The sequence below is a fragment of the Vibrio hyugaensis genome (genome assembly GCF_002906655.1).
In the GTDB taxonomy this organism is placed as follows: domain Bacteria; phylum Pseudomonadota; class Gammaproteobacteria; order Enterobacterales; family Vibrionaceae; genus Vibrio; species Vibrio hyugaensis.
Map to the genome: position 1 here is coordinate 3,347,224 of NZ_CP025794.1, position 20,817 is coordinate 3,368,040.

Annotated in this window: 18 protein-coding genes; 10 read left to right on the forward strand and 8 right to left on the reverse strand. The window is 44.6% G+C overall.

Annotated elements, in window-relative coordinates; genetic code table 11:
• Positions 1-141: 141 nt before the first annotated feature.
• The 4 genes from C1S74_RS16440 to C1S74_RS16455 form a co-directional block, all read right to left on the reverse strand.
• Complete coding sequence (locus C1S74_RS16440; RefSeq protein WP_045395644.1) at positions 142-3,216, reverse strand: error-prone DNA polymerase; 3,075 nt, start codon at positions 3,214-3,216, stop codon at positions 142-144.
• Positions 3,217-3,243: 27 nt separating this feature from the next.
• Positions 3,244-4,647, reverse strand: a complete 1,404-nt coding sequence (locus C1S74_RS16445) for a Y-family DNA polymerase (protein WP_045395647.1) — start codon at positions 4,645-4,647, stop codon at positions 3,244-3,246.
• A gap of 4 nt (positions 4,648-4,651) precedes the next feature.
• Entirely contained in the window at positions 4,652-5,344 is a 693-nt protein-coding gene (gene imuA / locus C1S74_RS16450) for a translesion DNA synthesis-associated protein ImuA (RefSeq protein WP_038869483.1), read from the reverse strand.
• Between the two features lie 130 nt (positions 5,345-5,474).
• The gene (locus tag C1S74_RS16455) at positions 5,475-6,221 is read right to left on the reverse strand and encodes a YciK family oxidoreductase (protein WP_045395650.1); all 747 of its coding nucleotides are present in this window, start codon (positions 6,219-6,221) and stop codon (positions 5,475-5,477) included.
• Between the two features lie 274 nt (positions 6,222-6,495).
• Here C1S74_RS16455 and sohB point away from each other — a divergent pair, with 274 nt between their 5' ends.
• Positions 6,496-7,557, forward strand: a complete 1,062-nt coding sequence (sohB, locus tag C1S74_RS16460; RefSeq protein WP_045395653.1) for a protease SohB — start codon at positions 6,496-6,498, stop codon at positions 7,555-7,557.
• An 82-nt stretch (positions 7,558-7,639) separates the two neighbouring features.
• Here sohB and C1S74_RS16465 read toward each other — a convergent pair whose 3' ends face one another.
• Entirely contained in the window at positions 7,640-8,683 is a 1,044-nt protein-coding gene (locus C1S74_RS16465; protein WP_045395656.1) for a polysaccharide lyase family 7 protein, read from the reverse strand.
• A gap of 292 nt (positions 8,684-8,975) precedes the next feature.
• Here C1S74_RS16465 and cmk point away from each other — a divergent pair, with 292 nt between their 5' ends.
• From cmk to C1S74_RS16500, 7 genes are all read left to right on the forward strand, one after another.
• Positions 8,976-9,656, forward strand: coding sequence for a (d)CMP kinase (gene cmk / locus C1S74_RS16470; RefSeq protein ID WP_038869490.1), 681 nt, complete (start codon positions 8,976-8,978; stop codon positions 9,654-9,656).
• A gap of 110 nt (positions 9,657-9,766) precedes the next feature.
• Positions 9,767-11,437 (forward strand): 30S ribosomal protein S1, encoded by a 1,671-nt coding sequence (gene rpsA / locus C1S74_RS16475; RefSeq protein WP_005533588.1) that lies wholly within the window; start codon positions 9,767-9,769, stop codon positions 11,435-11,437.
• Between the two features lie 213 nt (positions 11,438-11,650).
• Positions 11,651-11,935 (forward strand): integration host factor subunit beta, encoded by a 285-nt coding sequence (ihfB, locus tag C1S74_RS16480; RefSeq protein WP_038869491.1) that lies wholly within the window; start codon positions 11,651-11,653, stop codon positions 11,933-11,935.
• A gap of 140 nt (positions 11,936-12,075) precedes the next feature.
• On the forward strand, positions 12,076-12,369 hold the full coding sequence (locus C1S74_RS16485) for a LapA family protein (protein ID WP_045395658.1): 294 nt from the start codon (positions 12,076-12,078) through the stop codon (positions 12,367-12,369).
• A gap of 18 nt (positions 12,370-12,387) precedes the next feature.
• On the forward strand, positions 12,388-13,563 hold the full coding sequence (gene lapB / locus C1S74_RS16490) for a lipopolysaccharide assembly protein LapB (protein WP_045395661.1): 1,176 nt from the start codon (positions 12,388-12,390) through the stop codon (positions 13,561-13,563).
• A gap of 84 nt (positions 13,564-13,647) precedes the next feature.
• Positions 13,648-14,349 (forward strand): orotidine-5'-phosphate decarboxylase, encoded by a 702-nt coding sequence (gene pyrF, locus C1S74_RS16495; RefSeq protein ID WP_045395664.1) that lies wholly within the window; start codon positions 13,648-13,650, stop codon positions 14,347-14,349.
• Positions 14,350-14,778: 429 nt separating this feature from the next.
• Entirely contained in the window at positions 14,779-16,626 is a 1,848-nt protein-coding gene (locus C1S74_RS16500; RefSeq protein ID WP_045395667.1) for an extracellular solute-binding protein, read from the forward strand.
• Positions 16,627-16,696: 70 nt separating this feature from the next.
• Here the strand turns inward: C1S74_RS16500 and C1S74_RS16505 are convergent, their stop codons facing one another.
• The 3 genes from C1S74_RS16505 to C1S74_RS16515 form a co-directional block, all read right to left on the reverse strand.
• The gene (locus C1S74_RS16505) at positions 16,697-16,936 is read right to left on the reverse strand and encodes a hypothetical protein (protein WP_045395670.1); all 240 of its coding nucleotides are present in this window, start codon (positions 16,934-16,936) and stop codon (positions 16,697-16,699) included.
• Positions 16,937-17,095: 159 nt separating this feature from the next.
• Complete coding sequence (locus C1S74_RS16510; protein WP_045395673.1) at positions 17,096-17,569, reverse strand: SRPBCC domain-containing protein; 474 nt, start codon at positions 17,567-17,569, stop codon at positions 17,096-17,098.
• 80 nt (positions 17,570-17,649) lie between these two features.
• Positions 17,650-18,429, reverse strand: a complete 780-nt coding sequence (locus tag C1S74_RS16515) for a hypothetical protein (RefSeq protein WP_045395676.1) — start codon at positions 18,427-18,429, stop codon at positions 17,650-17,652.
• A gap of 440 nt (positions 18,430-18,869) precedes the next feature.
• Here C1S74_RS16515 and C1S74_RS16520 point away from each other — a divergent pair, with 440 nt between their 5' ends.
• Both C1S74_RS16520 and C1S74_RS16525 read left to right on the forward strand, forming a co-directional pair.
• On the forward strand, positions 18,870-19,256 hold the full coding sequence (locus C1S74_RS16520; protein WP_020197185.1) for a DUF4345 domain-containing protein: 387 nt from the start codon (positions 18,870-18,872) through the stop codon (positions 19,254-19,256).
• A 9-nt stretch (positions 19,257-19,265) separates the two neighbouring features.
• A complete protein-coding gene (locus C1S74_RS16525; protein ID WP_038895312.1) occupies positions 19,266-20,768 on the forward strand; it encodes an arylsulfatase in 1,503 nt (500 codons plus the stop codon).
• Positions 20,769-20,817 lie beyond the last annotated feature (49 nt).

Consider the following 20,817-nt stretch of genomic DNA (forward strand, 5'->3'; position numbering starts at 1 on the left):
TGTTACTGTATAGGGAATACAAGAAAAAACGTACGGAAGCGGAAGCTGATGACTAATTTCAGCGGAATTGAAAAGGGAGGGTCGACCTCCCTTTATTTTATTCAGTTTACCCTGTGTCAATCTGTCTCTATTCTCATTTTTTTAATGAAAATCCCGCGATTTATTTTGCAGTCCCGCAAGGTGTTGAGTGCAATCAATGAGCCTACCTGCAATGATGTGCGTGACTTCTCCCTCTCTTTCTAAAATTCCTTTTACCATTAACACCTTTGAGGTGAGATAAGCTTGTTTCTGCGCGCGTGCTGTTGCTCGCCATACAACCACATTAATGTTACCAGTGTCGTCTTCTAACGTGAAAAAGGTGACGCCAGCTGCAGTGCCAGGGGATTGCCTGCCTGTGACGACGCCGACAACCGTCACCAAGGACTTGTGTTCTTTTTCTACGAGCTGCTTCATACGAGTAAAGCGTGGTAGTTTGCCAGCTTCCTCCAGTAGGGTAATTGGGTGACGGCTAAGTGATAACCCTGTACTGGCGTAATCTTCAATGAGATTTTCGTACTCAGAAGGCTGAGGTTGATAGCTCACCTCAGGCTCTTCAATTTGATTAAATAAGGGCAAGTCTGATAACGAATCCATAGCTGACCAACGTGCGTTATATCGGTTACCTGAGAGTATTTGAAAAGCATTCGCAGAAGCTAATAACTCAATATCACGACGACTTCTCAGAATTTGTTTTACCTCTTGGATAGAACGATAACCATGAGTTGGGCGGTGTTCAACCAAGCGGATAGCGTTTTCTTCATTAAGGCTTTTGACTAACCGCAAGCCTAGTTGGATACCAAGGCGTCCATTGGGACGTTTCACCAAGTGATGCTGGTAGTGTGAGTGGTTCACGCAAGTAGGCAGTACTTCCACTCCGTGTCGACGTGCATCCTGAACCAACTGTGAAGGGCTATAAAAGCCCATGGGTTGGCTATTCAGTAGCGAAGTATAGAACTCAGCGGGATAGTAGAACTTTAGCCATGCAGAGCAATAAGCCAGTACCGCGAAAGAGGCGGAATGGCTCTCAGGAAAACCATACTCACCAAAGCCACAAATCTGATCAAAGATACGTTCGGCAAACTCAAGATCGTAGCCGCGTTCAAGCATCCCATCGATAAGCTTCGGTTTGAATTTAGCGAGATCGCCGTTCTTCTTCCATGCTGCCATTGCTCTACGCAATTGATCCGCTTCACCGCCGCTAAAACCAGCCGCTACCATTGCCAACTTGATCACTTGTTCTTGGAAAATCGGTACGCCCATGGTGCGCTCTAGTACGTTTTTCACTTCTTCCGATGGGTAGCTGATCGGTTCTTCACCATTTCGTCTTTTTAAAAACGGGTGCACCATATCTCCTTGGATTGGGCCCGGACGAACAATGGCAATCTGTACGACTAAGTCGTAGTAACGCGCGGGTTTTAAACGTGGCAGCATGCTCATTTGAGCGCGCGACTCAATTTGGAATACCCCCACTGTATCGGCTTTTTGGATCATTCGGTACACATGCGGATCATCTTGCAAACGCGTGATCTCGGCAATAGAGAGTGATCGTTGGTGGTGTTTTTCAACCAGTTGAAAGCACTTACGGATTGCATTCAACATGCCTAGCGCGAGTACATCGACTTTCAATAGTTTTAAGCTTTCTAAATCGTCTTTGTCCCATTGAATAATGGTTCGATCGATCATTGAAGCATTTTCGACGGGCACCAGTTCATACAAAGGACCAGATGAAATAACAAAGCCCCCAACATGCTGAGATAAATGGCGTGGAAACCCAATGATCTCGTTCACTAACTGGATAAACTGCTGTCCCTTCAAGGAATCCGGTTGTAATCCCAGCTCAATGATTTGTGCTTGCCAGCCTTGGCTTCGATCGCGGCGATTGACGTTTTTAATGAAAAAGTCGAGTTGAGTTTCTTCAATCCCCAACGCTTTCCCTACTTCACGCACCGCACTTTTAAAGCGATAACTGATCACGGTGGCTGCCAGAGCAGCACGTTCGCGCCCGTATTTTTTGTAGATGTATTGAATCACTTCTTCACGACGCTCGTGCTCGAAATCCACGTCGATATCTGGCGGCTCGTCTCGCTCTTTACTAATAAAACGCTCGAACAAGACAGAGATTTGCCTCGGGTCAACCGCGGTGATTTCTAAGCAGTAGCACACCACGGAGTTAGCCGCGGATCCACGTCCTTGATAGAGGATGCCTTGCTGCTTAGCGAACATCACAATGTCGTGAATGGTTAGAAAATAATAATGGTACTCCAGCTCTTTAATGAGTGTGAGTTCACGCTCAATCGTTTGATTGATGTCTGTTGGAGCCCCTTCGGGAAAGCGTCGTTGCTTACCTCGATCAACTAAAAAACGTAAGTAAGAGTCTGGTGTGTAACCATCTGGAATGAGTTCGGTTGGGTATTCGTATTTCAGGTCAGACAGCTCGAATTCGCACAAATCTGCGATGGTTTTGCTTTCTGCAAGCCACTCTGGTTTATAGATGCGGAGTAGCTTATTCATTGGGCGCAACGCTCTTTCTGCATTGGATAGGCGATCAAAACCAAGTTTATCGACATTGCATCCATGCTTAACGGCAGTGAGCACATGCTGTAGAGGTAGGCGTTCGACAGCATGCATCAAAACACCACCACAAGCGGTAATAGGAAGCTGAAATTCATTAGCCAATAACTCACAATGAGTTGTGTATGCTTCATCACTTCCACTGAGGTGACGTTGAATCGCGACCCATAATCGTTCGGAATGGTGTTGATTAAGCCAACGTCCCCAGTAGTGATCACTTTCCTGATGTGCAGGTAACCACAGCACGAAACAGTGACGAATCGACATTAAATCCCATTCGGAAAGTTGGTAGCTGCCTTTCTCGCTGCGTCTTCTTGAATTGGTGATGATACGGCACAGCTCAGCGTAGGCTTTTCGACAAGGGCAAAGCAGCACGACTTGGCATTCCTCGTTCAACCAAAACATGCTGCCGACGATTTGTTTAATATCAAGCTTGTGCTGTTTAATGGTCGCGTACGCTTTGACGACACCGGCAACAGAGCATTCATCAGTAATCGCAATAGCTTGATAACGATAAAAAGCGGCTTGCAGTACTAACTCTTCCGCATGAGAAGCCCCAGTGAGAAAGGAAAAATTGGACTGACAAAATAGTTCTGCGTAACTCATAACGACCTAACAAAAATAACTGCCGATTTAACAAAAATAGCCATGAAGAAACCAATGCTTGTGTTGATCGCGAAAGACCCATAACCAGCGCCCTTGCTTGGTATGTGCTACGTAGTAATCACGCATGATTTCATCGCCATCCCACCATCCAGAGACAATTCGCTCTGGTCCATGAATGAGAGATACTTGCTCTTGTAGCGCGATAGGTTCGGGTAATTGCATCGCTGGGCGTAACAACGCAGGGATGGCGTTAATCGACACATCCGGCTCATCGGCTGGGCGATATTGACTGGCTTTCTCTGGTCTTGGGTCGCAGGCGATATTCGGTTTGAGTACTGCGCTTTTACCCAATTTAGCTTGCAGTAGAGAGAGCAACTCTAATGCATTCATTTGGCCCTTTTGCCCAGCAAAGAGATCACGTGTTGCGCTTAAAGGCTCTCCTTGACGGACGATTTTTAACGTTAAGCCCATCACTGGGCCGTTTAAGGTCAGTGATTCCAGATTCAAACTGGCCAGTTGTTGCCAACGCTGACATAAGTAATCGCCCTGCGCTGAAGTCAATTGAAGATGTTGTTCTTGCTTATCTCGCTGGTGGAGCGTCAAGCACAGCTCAAACGCGACTTTATCGCGCAGCTTGAGGAAGGTTTCGAGCTGCTGAAGGAGCTTGGCTAACGGTCTTTCCACCCATTGCACGTTTTCAATTTCAAACAGCAATTCTAGATATACTTGGAATGATTCCGTTGGATGATAAAAATCAACAGGATGTTTGAACTGGCCTGTTAACCGCCCAACGTAGTTGACTAAATCGATATCAAATCGGCGTGCAATATCTTGCAACGGCAACTCAAGCAAACTTTCGAGTGTTGTAACTCCAACGCGCTGTAGCTTATCGACAGTTGAGGTCGACAAATCGGTCAATGTCAGTGGCAAAGGTTGTAACGCTTGTAGCATGAAGGCTTTATCTTCACTCAAACAATTACTGCCAGATAAGGCCATCAATTTGGCTGATAAGGGTGAAAAGCCGCAGCCGAACTGAAAGCTCAGCTTGAGCGTTGCTAGGTGAGTCGTGACTTTTTGCCAGTAATTTTGCAGCCCTTCATATAAGTTAAGCATAGGGGTTGCACGTAGTAGAATCCCTTGGCTTGGCATCAAGACAACATCAGAGGTAATCAAATACAGCCATTGAGCGATTTCTTGTAACTTATTTAATTCGGTTTGTGGATGATAAGGGTGCACTTGTAAATCTCGGCATAATGACGCAGCGCTGCCTAAGCCCATATCCGGCTTAATACCTTGTTGCTCGGCAATCTCGTTGTATTGAATGATCCGACAACGTTGGCTTTCTACAATCACCACGGGCTGCTCTTGGTTATCACCAAAGAGTGCATCTAACTGTAGGCGAGGGAAGTGCAAGTATATCCACAAAGCCATATCACTAACCTTGATTCGCCAATGGGAAATTGACCACCGTGGATGGAATACGAGTTGTGCTTGGCATCACCAGTTGCGGGTAGTGGTGCTGGAAGTTGATATCGACGCTGCCTTTGCTCCAACCGCCTTTTCTTTTAAGCACTTCCACGCTGACACCTTGCTCGTGACCGTGAAGTTTTAAGCTGAGTGATACAGGCAAAGACAAGCGATTTGTCATGTTAGGTTTGAGCATAAACAGAGGGCAAGCGCCTTGCTCACTCGCCACTTGCAGACGCTTAACCTGATGGATTTCTAACTCATCTTGCCATAACAATACATTGGTGCAGACGCCGCTTTTGAGGCATTGCTCTGCTGCCCATAAGGCATCGCGTTGATGTTCCGGTGTGACAACCCATACTTGGTTTATGTCCAACCCAATGCTGTGTAGGAACAATGAATTCATCAATGCGGGAGGCTGAATGAATGCCGTTACTCCTCTTGCCAGAGAAGCTTTTAAATAAGGCGCTAAAAGACGCAATTCACCAATACTGCCAACGGACTCCATTTCCACGACGCCATGAGGAGGAAAACCGCCCCCAAGCAAGGTATCTAACTCGGGAAAACCTGAGCTATGGAGAGTCTGGTGTGTATCAGCTTTGGTTAAATTTGCTTGCCAAACAAGATGTTGGCTTTTTAAATTCTGGATAATGTCTTGCATAATAAAATACCTGTATATATGTACAGTATATTTCTGTGATGGAAAGTCGCAAGATTTTTATAGGCAGAAATACGAAAAAAGGCAGCGTTTGCTGCCTTTTCAATCGATTATGCGAGGTCGTGAGAATTTATCACTTACGCTTTGGTTGTGCATCAATACACTGACCGTTGACATCAGTGACGGCTGGATCCATTAAATGCAGGTACAACGGCATAATATCTAAAGGTGTTTTTAATGTATTTGAATCTTCACCAGGGTAGGCTTTTTCACGCATACGAGTACGGGTTGCACCAGGGTTAATGGCATTAACTCGCATTGGTGTGTCACTCAGTTCGTCGGCGAGAACCTGCATCATGCCTTCGACGGCAAATTTAGAAATAGCGTAGGAACCCCAGAAAGCGCGGCCTGAATGGCCAACCGTTGAAGAGGTAAAGACAATACGACCAGCATCTGATTTGCGCATGATAGGCAGCAGTGCCTGAGTCATCAAGACTTCTGCTTTCACGTTGATTTGCATGATGTCGTCAAAATCTTCTTCATTGATTTGCTCAAACGGACACAGAGTGCTTAAAACACCGGCGTTGTGCAGCAGACCATCCAAACGACCAAACTGACCTTCGATGGTTTCTGCCATATCGATGTAGTGCTGCTTAGTTGCGCCTTTTAGATCAAGTGGAATGATCGCGGGTTGAGGGTAACCTGCAGATTCGATTTCATCGTAGATGGATTCAAGGTTTTGAACGTTTCGACCAAGTAGAATCACAGTCGCACCGTGCTGAGCGTAAGAAAGTGCCGCTTGGCGACCAATACCATTGCCTGCACCAGTGACAAGAATGACTTTACCTTTTAGGGCATCTGCTGAAACGGAGTAGTTCACGGTAGTTAATCCTTATTATTGTATCTAATTCCGACGAACAGACGTCATCTTGGTGTAGAAATGCGCCTGTTTCTCAATGGAAAATCTTGGTAATCGTGACAAGTTGGTTACAATACACCAATTCATGTGTTATACCAATTCCAGAACGGTTGTCCGGTATGTTATTTGAACACCATCAATCAGAACAAGAGGTTACTGATTTTCTTGCCTTCTCTCTGATTTTTCTACGTAACATATTGATGACTATTACTGGTATGAGATAGAGGAACTCTCATTGGAATTTTTATTAGATTATGGTCTGTTTTTAGCCAAGATTATCACCGTTGTTGCGGCCGTGGTTGTGCTGCTGATTATTGCAAAATCGGCGGGTGGTAAATCGGGTGCTGCGAAAGGCGAATTGGAAGTCACCAATCTTTCTGAGCGTCATAAAGATGCAATCGAACAGTTAGAACATCACCTGCACGATGACGCTTTCATCAAAGCTCGTGATAAAGCGGCTAAGAAGGAAGAGAAAGAAAAGAACAAATCTCGTGGGAAAGAAATCAAACAAGCGAGCAAAGAAGGTTCTCTTGATAGCAAGCGCGAACCGCATCTGTTCGTGTTGGACTTCAACGGAAGTATTGATGCAAAAGAAGTGGGCTCTCTACGTGAAGAGATCACTGCAGTATTAGCGGTAGCTCGTGAAGGCGATGAAGTGCTGCTTCGTCTAGAGTCTGGTGGTGGTATGGTCCATGGCTATGGCTTAGCATCTTCTCAACTTGATCGAATCAAAGCTGCAGGTCTGCCTCTGACGATTTCTGTCGACAAAGTGGCAGCAAGTGGTGGCTACATGATGGCATGTGTGGCAGACAAGATTGTGTCTGCGCCGTTTGCGATTGTAGGTTCTATCGGCGTTATCGCGCAGATCCCTAACTTCAACAAACTGTTGAAAAAACACGATATCGAATATGAGCAGCTAACAGCTGGTGAGTACAAGCGTACACTAACGATGTTTGGTGAGAACACCGACAAAGCGCGTGATAAGTTCAAACAAGAACTTGAAGGAACACACGTACTGTTCAAAGATTTCATCAGTGAACGTCGCCCAGCGCTAGAACTTGAAAAAGTCGCAACCGGTGAGCACTGGTTTGGTACGCAAGCGAAAGAGCTAGGGCTGGTGGATGAAATCAGCACTTCTGACGATCTGGTTGTTGCGGCATGCAAAGAGAAAACCGTACTAGCAGTGCATTACGTACAGAAGAAAAAACTGGCAGACAAGCTTGCCGGTGTTGCAGGCAAAGTAGCAGACAGTGTTGTGCTTAAACTTGCAGAGCGTGGTCAAAAGCCAATTGTGTAATGTTTAAGAAATAACAAAAAAAACCAACTGTTTAGTTGGTTTTTTTTGTTTCCGCTGAGGGTTGTTAGTTCAGCTCTAACCGTTATTGGTTCAGTTCTAACTGATAGAAGCTTGCTTGAGCATAATCACCCGCTTCCATGCCGCGCCATTCACAGTCTGAACTACTCTTCTTCGTGTTACATTGGTTGTAAGCACCGGCTTTGTAATACATCCAATCGTTACCATAGCCTTGGTCTACTTCATGACCTTGGTATTTGCCTTCTGCTAGATTCACATCAAATGTCTTAGTGACTTCATTTTTCTCACCAGGGTTCTTAGTGAAAGTCAGGTGCATGATCTCACCTTCCACATTCACGCTGTATGAGAAGATTTCACCCAGTTTGATGCCGTCTTGTGGGTCTGCGTCGCCTTTACGTAAGTTGTATTGTCCGAACACGTTGTGGCGGATGTCTTGGCGAAGTTTCTTACCATTTTCATCTTTCGCGTCTTGAAGTTCTTTGGTTGGGTTTAACTCGTAGTTCCACGAAAGAGAGCCGTATTCATGCTCAGGCAGTTTTCGGTAAGAAATCTTTAAAGGCTCATTGTCAGAGCCATGAATTTGGCCAATCACGACAGCGAATGCGCCATTCTTTTTGTAGTTGCCACTTGTACTTACTTGGTCAACAGATAGGGTCGCGTTTAGCTCGCCACCAATCGCACCATACTCAGCAGCATTTGGGTGAGAAGCGACGACAAAGTTGTTTTTTGGCTCACCGTAGTGCGTAGCAAGCATGGCACGAAGTTCACTACGGGTGTTCTTACTATTAGGAGTGGTCGGTGCTTCATTTGGTGCAACAAAAACCACGGCGCCTGTTTCTTTGTTGGTATAGAACCACTCAGGGTGAACATAAGGGTTTTCTGTATTGCCCAGCTCATCTTTGGCTATTTCTAATGCTTTACCCTTGCGTTCACCTTCTTTAGTTAGTTCAGGCAAGGTAATTTTCCAATTCGTCATATCAAAGTTTTGAGCTGGAGCCTTTGTCGGATCTAGCTCATATTTGCTCGCTAATTCATTGGACGAAGTTGCAGCCATAGCAGACGCAGAGGCAATGCTGGCAGCAAGAAAAGTAAGCGCTAATTTCTTCATATTGTGTTCTCAATTTTTATAGGGTCGTCGATAAGATGATTTAATATACAATAATATTGTATTACTAATATGTGATCGGGTCGGAAAAATGAAACTTAGAGAAAATTAGTCATTTGGTATTGCGCTTAAAGAGAAAGAATCAAAACAGAGAAAACGGCAAATTCTGAGCCGAGGAGAGGGCAAAGAAATGGTATCCTGAGGCTATTAGGTATATACTCCCGCACCGTAAAATTAAGAATGAAATGAATTTGGGTGGAAGCACCGAAATTCGCACATCAACGTGGAGAAAAACATGTCCTCTCAAACTCCGGTTGTTACCGTAGATGGACCTAGTGGTGCAGGTAAAGGCACTTTATGTATGTTGCTGGCGAAGAAGTTGGGCTTTCATCTTCTTGATTCTGGCGCAATTTATCGTGTACTTGCACTCGCAGCGATTCACCACGGCGTAGACACTGAGTCAGAAGATGCGCTTGTTCCACTTGCTACTCATCTAGACGTTCAGTTTATTGCTGAAGGTGACCTAGTAAAAGTGATTCTAGAAGGCGAAGACGTCTCTGGTGAGCTTCGTAAAGAAGAAACGGGGATGGCGGCGTCTAAAGTAGCAGCTCTGCCACGCGTTCGTGAAGCATTATTGCGCCGTCAGCGTGCATTTGAGACCGCTCCGGGTCTGGTTGCTGATGGCCGTGATATGGGTACGGTCGTATTCACGAATGCACAAGCGAAAATTTTCCTTGATGCGAGCGCAGAAGAGCGTGCAAATCGACGCCTTAAACAGTTGCAAGAGAAAGGGTTAGATGTTAGATTTGCTGACCTTTTGAGCGAGATCCAAGAGCGTGACGATCGCGATCGTAACCGCCCAGTGGCACCACTACGCCCTGCAGAGGATGCGCTTGTGCTAGATTCTACGTCGATGAGTATCGACGAAGTAGTAGAAAAGGCACTACAATATATCGAATCGAAGCTAGCTGAGTAATAACACTCGGCTAGACTAAGAGCGTTGGTCGCAAGGATGATGACTGGCGAATTTAATAACCCCATGCGGTAGGATACCCGTGGACGTTTAATTTATTGAAGATTAAATAAATGACTGAATCTTTTGCTCAACTCTTTGAAGAGTTTCTAAACGAAACAGAATTCCAACAAGGCAGCATCGTTAAAGGTACTGTAGTAGCTATCGAGAACGGTTTCGTTCTTGTTGACGCTGGTCTTAAGTCTGAATCTGCTATCCCTGCTGAACAGTTCAAGAACGCTGCTGGCGAACTTGAAGTTGAAGTTGGTGCTGAAGTAGACGTAGCTCTAGACGCTGTTGAAGATGGTTTCGGTGAAACTCAACTTTCTCGTGAGAAAGCTAAGCGTCACGAAGCTTGGATCGTTCTTGAGAAAGCTTACGAAGAAGCTGAAACTGTTGTTGGTATCATCAACGGTAAAGTTAAAGGCGGTTTCACTGTTGAACTAAACGGTATCCGTGCTTTCCTTCCTGGCTCTCTAGTAGACGTACGTCCAATCCGCGACACTGCTCACCTAGAAAACAAAGAGCTAGAGTTCAAAGTTATCAAACTTGACCAAAAACGTAACAACGTAGTTGTTTCACGTCGTGCAGTTATCGAATCTGAGAACAGCGTTGAGCGTGACGAGCTTCTAGAAACTCTACAAGAAGGTTCTGAAGTTAAAGGTATCGTTAAGAACCTTACTGACTACGGTGCGTTCGTTGACCTAGGTGGCGTTGACGGTCTTCTACATATCACAGATATGGCTTGGAAGCGCGTTAAGCACCCATCTGAAATCGTTAACGTTGGTGACGAGATCCAAGTTAAAGTTCTTAAGTTCGACCGTGAGCGTACTCGCGTATCACTAGGTCTTAAGCAACTAGGCGAAGATCCATGGGTAGCAATCGCTAAGCGTTACCCAGAAGGTCACAAACTAACTGGTCGCGTAACTAACCTAACTGACTACGGCTGCTTCGTTGAAATCGAAGAAGGCGTTGAAGGTCTAGTACACGTTTCAGAAATGGATTGGACTAACAAGAACATCCACCCATCTAAAGTTGTTAATGTTGGCGACGAAGTTGAGGTTATGGTTCTTGAGATCGACGAAGAACGTCGTCGTATTTCTCTAGGTCTGAAACAGTGTAAAGCTAACCCATGGCAGTCATTCGCTGAAGCACAAGCTAAAGGCGACAAAGTTACTGGTAAGATCAAGTCTATCACTGACTTCGGTATCTTCATCGGTCTAGAAGGCGGCATCGACGGTCTAGTTCACCTATCTGACATTTCTTGGAATGTTGCTGGCGAAGAAGCTGTACGTGAGTACAAGAAAGGCGACGAGATCTCTGCAGTTGTTCTAGCAGTAGACGCTGAGCGTGAGCGCATTTCTCTAGGCGTTAAGCAAATGGAAAACGACCCATTCAATGCTTACGTTGCTGACAACAAGAAAGGTGTTCTAGTTAACGCTACTGTAACTGCTGTTGACGCTAAAGGCGCTACAGTTGAAATCGCAGAAGGCGTTGAAGGTTACATCCGTGCTTCTGAAGTATCACGCGACCGCGTAGAAGATGCTTCTCTAATCCTAAGTGCTGGTGATGTTGTTGAAGCGAAGTTCACAGGTGTAGACCGTAAGAACCGCGTAATCAACCTATCTATCAAAGCTAAAGATGAAGCTGATGAGCAAGAAGCAATGGCATCTATCAACAAGCAAGACGAAGCTGCTTTTGGTAATGCAATGGCTGACGCTTTCAAAGCTGCTAAAGGCGAATAATTTACTCGCTTAAGCTAAAAAGGGGCCGCAAGGCTCCTTTTTTATGCTTGCTATAAACTAAGTAGTAATACTAATGTTGATAAACTATGCTAAAAAAAGACATTTTTTGATTGCACATTTTGTGTAAAATTTGTCTAGAATTGATAGCAAGTGTTTGTTGGAATTAGTATTACTTACTATAATGAGTGATAAAGATACTCAAAGAGGGCAACTATGACTAAGTCTGAACTGATTGAAAGACTCTGCGCTGAGCAAACACATTTATCAGCGAAAGAGGTAGAAGATGCTGTAAAAGATATTTTAGAGCACATGGCCTCTACACTAGAGACCGGTGACCGTATTGAGATCCGTGGCTTTGGTAGTTTTTCTCTTCATTACCGCGAGCCTCGCGTAGGTCGCAACCCTAAAACGGGCGACAAGGTGGAGTTGGAAGGTAAATACGTTCCTCACTTCAAACCAGGCAAAGAGCTTCGTGAACGCGTAAATATGGATAGCTAAGGCTCTCTTATTAGTTTGAAAAAGCGGCATACTCTCGTGTATGCCGCTTTTTTATAACTAGATTATTGGTAATATACATGGTCTGAAGAAACATTTTACTGCATAATCTTACCTACTTACTCCTCGAAGGGTGATGTAACATGAAAATTATAAAAATCATTGCTGTTTTAGCTCTCTTTTTAATTGCACTGGCTTTAGGTTCTCAAAACCAAGAGATCGTTACCTTTAATTATCTTCTGGCGAAAGGTGAGTTCCACCTATCAACCCTGCTGGGTGTAGTGTTTGTCGTTGGTTTTGGCATAGCTTGGGTTATCTTTGCTAGTGTTCAGTTCAAAACTCAACTGCAAGTGCGTCGTCTGAAAAAGAAACTTAAAAAGTATGAGCCCGCTGAAGCAGAACAACCTGCAAAACCAGCAGTAGAAAAACAGGCATAAGGATAAGGCTTAACTTTAATGCTTGAACTACTCTTCTTGTTATTGCCAATAGCCGCCGCCTATGGCTGGTACATGGGCCACCGTAGCGCTCAGCAAGACAAGCAGAAGCAATCTCATCAGATATCCCGTCAGTATGTGACGGGTCTTAACCTGCTTCTATCTGATCAATCAGATAAGGCGGTTGACCACTTCATTGAATTGCTCCAAGTTGATAACGAAACGATAGATACTCACCTAGCGTTGGGTAATCTTTTCCGTTCTCGTGGTGAAGTCGACCGAGCAATTCGAATCCACCAAAATCTCATTTCTCGTTCTGGCCTCACGCTAGACCAGAAGAATCTCGCACTTCAGCAGCTCGCTAAAGATTACATGGCCTCTGGTTTCTTAGACCGTGCAGAAAAAATCTTTGAACAGTTAGTGGAGGAGCCAGACCATCGTGAAAGTGCACTTCAGCAGCTTGTCACCATCTACCAGCAAACGCGTGAGTGGGAAAAAGCCATTCATTACGCAAACCAGTTGGCGAAGATGGGTAAGAAGCGCACTCGTATTCGTGCCAACATTGCACATTTCTGGTGTGAGTTAGCCATGCTTGACCAAGCCGATGGTAACATCAGTAAAGCGATTCAACATTTCAAGAAAGCACTGTCAGAAGACCCTAAATGCGTTCGTGCGAGCATTGCCCTTGGCCGGGTGTATTTAGAGTCAGAAGATTACAAGCACACCATCAAGTACCTGACAGGCGTGCTTGAGCAAGATAAAGACTTTATTAGTGATGTCCTACCAACGATTGCTGAGTGTTACCACCACTTAGGTCAGGAAGATGAACTCGTAGAATTCTTACGTGCCTGTATCGATAAAAAGGCGGGTGTATCGTCCGAATTAATGTTGGCGCAACTTGTCGCGCATCATGAGAGTGTTGGTGCCGCGCAAGAGCTGTTGACGAAACAACTACTGAAAAACCCAACCATGAAAGGCTTTTACCGCCTTATTGATTACCATATTGCAGAAGCAGAAGACGGTCGTGCAAAGGACAGTCTATCGACACTGCAAGCCATGGTTGGTGAACAGTTAAAAGTGAAGCCACATTACCGATGCAGGAAGTGTGGCTTCTCAACCCATTCCCTTTACTGGCATTGTCCATCTTGTAAAGGATGGGGGACGATCAAGCCAATCCGCGGATTGGACGGTGAATAATTTTAATGCAGCTGGCAGAGTTTCTGTCCGCTGCATTTTTTTAAGCTTTATTTTATAAGAACCAAAAAATAGTTAGGAGATGAAATGATCGACCAAAAAGTTATTGTCGCACTGGATTATGATAACCAAGCTGATGCGCTTGCATTCGTAGATAGAATTGATCCTGCGTCATGTCGCCTAAAAGTAGGCAAGGAAATGTTTACACTATTTGGTCCTGATTTCGTACGTGAACTTCATAAACGTAGGTTCTCTGTGTTCCTAGACCTGAAATTTCACGATATCCCGAATACGTGTTCAAAAGCCGTGCGAGCAGCCGCTGAGTTGGGTGTATGGATGGTAAACGTTCACGCAAGCGGTGGTGAGCGTATGATGGCAGCTTCCCGTGAAATCCTAGAGCCGTATGGTACAGATCGCCCGTTATTGATTGGTGTAACGGTACTGACCAGTATGGAACAAAGCGACTTAGCTGGGATTGGCTTAAACGTGGCTCCTCAGGAGCAGGTGGTCCGCCTTGCAACGCTAACTAAGAACTCTGGCCTAGACGGCGTAGTCTGTTCAGCTCAGGAATCTTCAATGCTTAAGAGTGAGCTTGGTAAAGAGTTTAAGCTCATTACTCCTGGGATTCGTCCTGCAGGTTCTGAACAAGGCGACCAACGTCGTATTATGACACCAGTCGATGCGATTCAAGCAGGCTCAGACTACCTAGTGATTGGTCGTCCTATTACTCAAGCTACCGACCCAGCAGCAGTGCTTAAATCCATCAACGATAACTTGGCGAATATGTAAACATTGTTGAAATGGAAGATGGAAAGGTGAAGTGGAAATGCTTCACCTTTTTTGTTTTTGTAACGCAGAAAATCTGAGGTGTAAGCTTGAATTGAATATCGTCGGATAGTGTTAGATTAGGCGATAGGACTGCTACGATCACACTTTGGTAACATAACTCGCTGTGATGATGTGAAATTGCAAGCATGTGTTATGGATGGGTTGCGTTACAAATGTGTAACGAATACTATGAGGTTGATGCATTCACTGCGTTGTAAGGTCTAGGATGACCTCGTGAAACTCTCTGATATTAATATGTAAAGTGGATAGGAATTCACTTGGTATTAGCGCTTATTATTTCCTTTACTGTGCCTTGGCATAGCCTCTCCGAGATTCACTTGTTGTCGCTCCATTTAGTCTTACCGCGTAAACACAACAAGGAAGAATACAATGATAAAAACCCTGCCATTTGCAGCACTGGCAACATTGATGGCAACCAGCTTTCAAGTTAGCGCGGCTGAGCTACCAGCAGAGGTAGAATGGATTTCAAACAATAATGAGCCTCTGTTTGCTTCAGAAGAAGCGGTACGAGGTGGAACATACCGCACCTATATTCCGAGTTTTCCTCAAACTTTGCGTAGTGTCGGTCCTGATGCTAACTCAGGCCTGCGTCAATACTTAATGGACGGAACGCCAAAGCTTGCTCAGCGCCATCCTAATACTGGCAAGTGGATCCCTCAATTGGCGAAAGCATGGGCATTTGGTGACGACTTTAAGACGGTTTATTTTCAGCTAGATGAAGCGGCAAAATGGTCTGATGGTGAGAAGATAACTGCCGATGACTACGTGTTTATGATGAAGTACTACACGTCAGAAGACATCATTGATCCGTGGTACAACGATTTCTTTAAAACAAGCATTGTAAGCGTAGAGAAAATCGATGACTACACCATCCAAGTAAACCTTGCTGTGGAACAGAGCCAAGATGCTTTGATGGTTCTGATCAACATGCCAAGTAATGGTTTTCAGCCTCGCCCAGAGCACTTTTTTGAAGGGGAAAAAGACGAAAACAAAGATGGTATGCCGGACAACTTTGTTCGTAAGTTCAACTTCAAATCAGAGCCTACCGCGGCACCTTATTACATTGATAAAGTAAAGAAAGGTAAGAGCGTGACGTTTAAACACGTTGGTGAAGATTGGTGGGGTTATAACAACCGTTACTACAAAAATCGTTACAATGTAGACAAGGTTCGTATTACCGTGATTCGTGATGAAGACATCGCGATGAAGCACTTCGAGAAGGGCAATTTAGACTACTTCGAGATGGTGTTACCTAACTTCTGGCATGATAAAACAGACAGTGAAGTGTACAAGAAAGGCTATGTACAGAAATACTGGGGCTTCAACCAGTCGCCTCAGGGGGCGGGTGGTCTGTGGATGAACACGGCAATGCCGATGCTAGACAACTTAGAAGTGCGTAAAGGTGTGATGGCAGCAACAGACTACGACGGTATGATCGCAAACATCATGCGTGGTGACTACTCTCGTAAGCCACATGGTCTTGGTTTTGGCCACGGTGAGTATGATGATCCAAGCAACACACCACCGAAGTTTGATGCTGCAGAGGCAGTAAAACATTTCGAGAAAGCCGGCTTTGATAAAATTGGTTCGGATGGTATCCGCGTCAATGATAAAGGTGAGCGTTTGAGTTTTGCGATTACCTACGGTTACAACTCACACACTCCACGTATTGCGTACTTAAAAGAGCAAGCGAAGTTGGCAGGTTTGGAGTTTACCTTAAACCTTGTTGATGGTTCTTCGGCGTTTAAATACATTCTGGAGAAAAAACACCAACTAGCTTTCTTGAATATGGGCTCTGGTGAGATTCCTGCTTACTGGGAATATTTCCATTCAGATAACGCAAACAAACCACAAACGAACGCGCACACCAACTACAGCAGCCCAGAGCTAGATAAGCTGATTGAAGCATATGATAATGAGTTTGAACAACAAAAACGCTACGACTTGTCTCGTCAGATCCAAAAATACATCGGCGATGCGAATGTGATTGTTCCAGGCTACATGGTGCCATATACACGTTATGCTCACTGGCGTTGGGTTAAGATTGCTAGCGACGGTATGACAAAAAATACCGAATGGATTTTGCATCCGATGGACATTGGTAACTTTTGGTTAGATACATCGGTTAAGAAAGAAACAGAGAAAGCGATGAAGAGCCGCAAAGCGTTCCCTGAAGTAACGGTTATCGACGATCGTTATAAGCTTTCAGCAAATTAGTTATTTAGTAAGTAGTTAGTAAAAAGCCCCGAAACTCGATTGAGTCGGGGCTTTTTTATTCTCGAGGTGTTTAGCTTACTAGGAAAGAAGCTTCCAGCAAGTAAGTTTTCACATCACCGAGCGGAGCAAATTCTTTATCGATGGTCTTAAAGCGTTCATCGATAGAATCGCTAGAGACGATTTGGCTAAATGTTTCCACTGAGAAAGTCTCATTAGCTTTAAAGAATTGATGCACATTCTCTAATTGAACTTTATGGATATGTTCCACTTTACTCAGTGCTGTAGTTAGATCTGAAATATTAATCGACATTGCTGCTCAAGCGCCTTATCTATTGACCATGTGACTGGGTTTTATAATTTTCGCTAAGGGTATCTCAAGCTAAGTGCCACAAACATGATTGAGATCAGGTGGAGCGTATTTATTGAGCATGAAAGGAAAGGCGAACAAAGGGAGAGTCTAACCTAGAGGCTATTTATTACCATTCTCATGAGATTGCATACACAATTCTTCTAACCATTTTCGATGGTAGTTTTTTAGGCTACTTTGGGAAAAGTATTTGGTCAGCCAAGTCATACCTCCTCGCTGCGTGCTTTCGGTAATAATGTTACAGCCAATGTTGGTTGGTTCAAGTACCCATGCATGATACATGTTTACATCGCCTTTCTTTCCTCTCCAAGCTAAGCGTTGATTCGGAACGTATTCAACGACAGTACAGTGAAAGTCAACGGTAGAGGTTTTCCAACGGAACATCGTATTTTTACATAAGGTATGGTCACCATTAAGTATTTGTACCATCGTTTTGGTATGTCGCCATGCTGGTGCTCGTACTAAATGTTGCCAAACCTTTTCTGGTGATTCAGGGATTTCTATCTGGTTACATACGTGCATATGAGAGTGCTTAGGGTGGTAATAGTCCGGCCAGATAATTTCCAATTTGCTCATCTAACGATACTGTGTTGTTTCATCCTTTTTAGCTTAGGTGAGTTCAGGGCGAAGTGCCGAAACACTTCGCCCTAAAGTGATTAAAAGTACAAACCAAGACCGATTAAGAAGCCATGCGAGGCGGTATCGTATTCAAAAGTTCCTTTGTTTACGTAATCAACCCAAGTGGATTTGTAAGCGAGGTTAACGTCTGACCAATCATTAATGTGGTAACGCAAACCAAATTGGGTCGCATAGGTAAAGTTGGTGTCTTTACCTAAACCGGCATCCAAGCTGGCATGAAAGCGCCAATCTTTGGTTAGGTCATTGATCCATCGAACACCCATTAGAAAATCAACCCAGTCTTCTTTGATGTTGAGTCTATCCACCAGAATACGATTATCGTTGCGGTAAACCTTGCCCTTGATGTCGTTATCCCACCAACGTAAGCCAAACATGTAATCGATCATGCCGAAGGAGTAGGTTTCACGCTGAAATGCTTTTGCTTCGAGAACGCCTTGGCGGATTTCCAAATCAGCACGATAACTGACATTTGGGAGAATACCTGACAGGTTATTTACGTCACCACTGAGGTCCATAAAACTGTAATCGATGTAGTAACCCCATTTGTTTTGATATACCCCTTCAAGTCTTGCCATAGCGCCAATATCGAGATGATCCATGATGAACTTTGGATCGACATCGAGACTGGAAGAGAAGTTACCCATGGTGGTATCACCATTGATATTTAAGGCGAGCATGTAGATCTCGACACTGTGTTGCCAGTTGCTTGGTGGGGATTGCGTATCTTCTGCTATTGCGTTTGGAGCCACTGCAAGCGAGGAAATAAGGGCGATAGAAGGGAAGGTCATCTTAGCCATATCAACGTCCGTGTTTGTAATCGTTATTAAATGAATTGCACAAAATTAGCGTAGAGCATGGATTGCAGTAATTCAAAATCTCAGGTTTATGGATAACTTTCTTTTCAATTCAGCGTGATACCGATTCTCTATGATCGAGCTGAGATCTTTTTTGTAAATAACTCTAGACCGACCGGTTTGTATTGTGTATTCTTTAACCATCGAAGAGCGTGGTAACGCGTTCAACATTCAACGTCGATGGAATGACATTTGACGGAGAATCCCAGATGAAAATCGAAAACGTACTGCTATCCGGTTTGTGTATTTTGGCGCCTTTATTGATGTTTGCTTAAAGACACACAGGCTTCATCAAGCCTCTTTCAAAAATGCATTAATTATGCAACTTGTTTAATTTGTTAATTTAACTACGCTGTATGTGAAACAGCGAATCAGGAGACGTCATGAAAATTCAAAGTATTTTTCTTCTCTTAGCTGCGGCAGGTCTTACCCCAATTGCACTTTCTTATGGTTTTTCACCGGTTGACTCGCTCTCATTTTTATTTGGGATTGATGCATCCTCGGTGAATGTTAGCCACATTTTCCGAGCGGTCATGGGATTGTATTTAGCGCTCGCTATGTTTTGGGTAATGGGGGCGATGAGCACCAAATATCGTCTACCTGCACTGTATAGCTTGGTCATTTTTATGTGGGGCTTAGCGATGGGAAGGCTCTTGAGTTTGCTAGTAGACGGAATGCCGCATTGGTTGTTAGTCGTGTATCTATTTTTGGAGTTCGGCTTTGGCTTGGTGGGGCTGAAGATGATCAGAAAAGAAGAGCAAACAGCATAAGGAAAATCTATGAAAGGGATACTTCGTCGTATAGCGCTAGGGTTGGCTTCATTGATGTCCTTCGCTGCAACTGCAGCGCAGGACCAACCCAATATCTTCGTGATATTTACTGATGATATTGGTGTCTCTAACGTCAGCGCTTATCACCGTGGGTTGATGAGTAGCCAGACGCCAAACATCGATAGCATTGCTGAAAAAGGCATGTTACTTACCGATTATTACGCCCAGCCATCTTGTACTGCTGGGCGTTCTGCTTTTCTAACTGGGCAATTACCAGTAAGAACAGGCATGCACACAGTCGGGCTACCTGGTGGTCCTGTTGGGCTTAACCAAAATACTCCAACTCTCCCTGAGTTACTTAAAGAGCTTGGCTACGTTACGGGGCAGTTTGGAAAAAACCATTTAGGTGACCGCGATGAGTTTCTTCCAACCATGCACGGCTTTGACGAGTATTGGGGTTGGCTTTACCACCTAAACGCAATGGAATACACAGAAGATCCTGATTGGCCGAAGGATGAAGCTTTCCAAAAGTTTGCGCCACGTAATGTCATTCATGCGAAAGCCGATGGAAAAGGTGGCCAGTCGATTAAAGATGATGGCGCTCTCACCATTGAGCGAATGCGTACTCTTGATGATGAGGTCAACAAGCATGCGATCGATTTTATTGAACGTGCGGTGAAGGCTGAAAAACCTTTCTTTACTTGGTACTGCCCATCAAGAGGTCATGTATGGACGCATCTCTCTCCGAAATATGAAGCGATGCTTGGCACTAACGGTTGGGGTTTGCAAGAGGTCGTAATGAAAGACCTCGATGACCACGTTGGAGAAATGCTTGCGAAGCTTGAAGAGCTCGGCGTTGCTGACAACACCATAGTGATCTTCACCGCCGATAATGGGCCTGAGATCATGACATGGCCAGACGGTGGTATGACGCCATTCCATGGTGAGAAAGGCACAACATGGGAGGGTGGGGTTAGAGCACCTTTCTTGATCAGTTGGCCTGAAAAAATCCCAGCAAATAAAGTCAGCAATGGTATGTTTGATGGGATGGATCTACTGCCTACCTTGGTCGAAGCAGCTGGTGGTCCTGCTGATTTAAAACAGCAAATGCTGAAAGGTTACAAAGGCCACAAAGCACACCTTGATGGCTACAACCAAATGGAAATGCTAACCAACAACGGCAAATCTAATCGCAATGAAATCTTTTACTATGAGCGCGATAAACTGCAAGCCGTTCGTGTGGGGGATTGGAAAGCGCATTTTGTGGTACAAAACCATGGTTGGAGTGGTCCGAAAGAAGAGTTGAATGCGCCACTGTTATTCAACCTACGCCAAGATCCTTATGAACGAGCGGAAGAAGAATCCGGTATGTACTTAAAATGGATGGGGCAGAAAATGTGGGCCTTTGGGCCTGCCCAAGCCGCTGTTCAGCAGCATTTGGAAACCTTCAAAAAGTGGCCTCCAGTGACGCCAGAAACACCTGCAGAAACCGTCGGTGGGGTCGGGAATTAGCATTACCCATTTAATAAACATAAAGCCAGCGAAATGCTGGCTTTGTTGT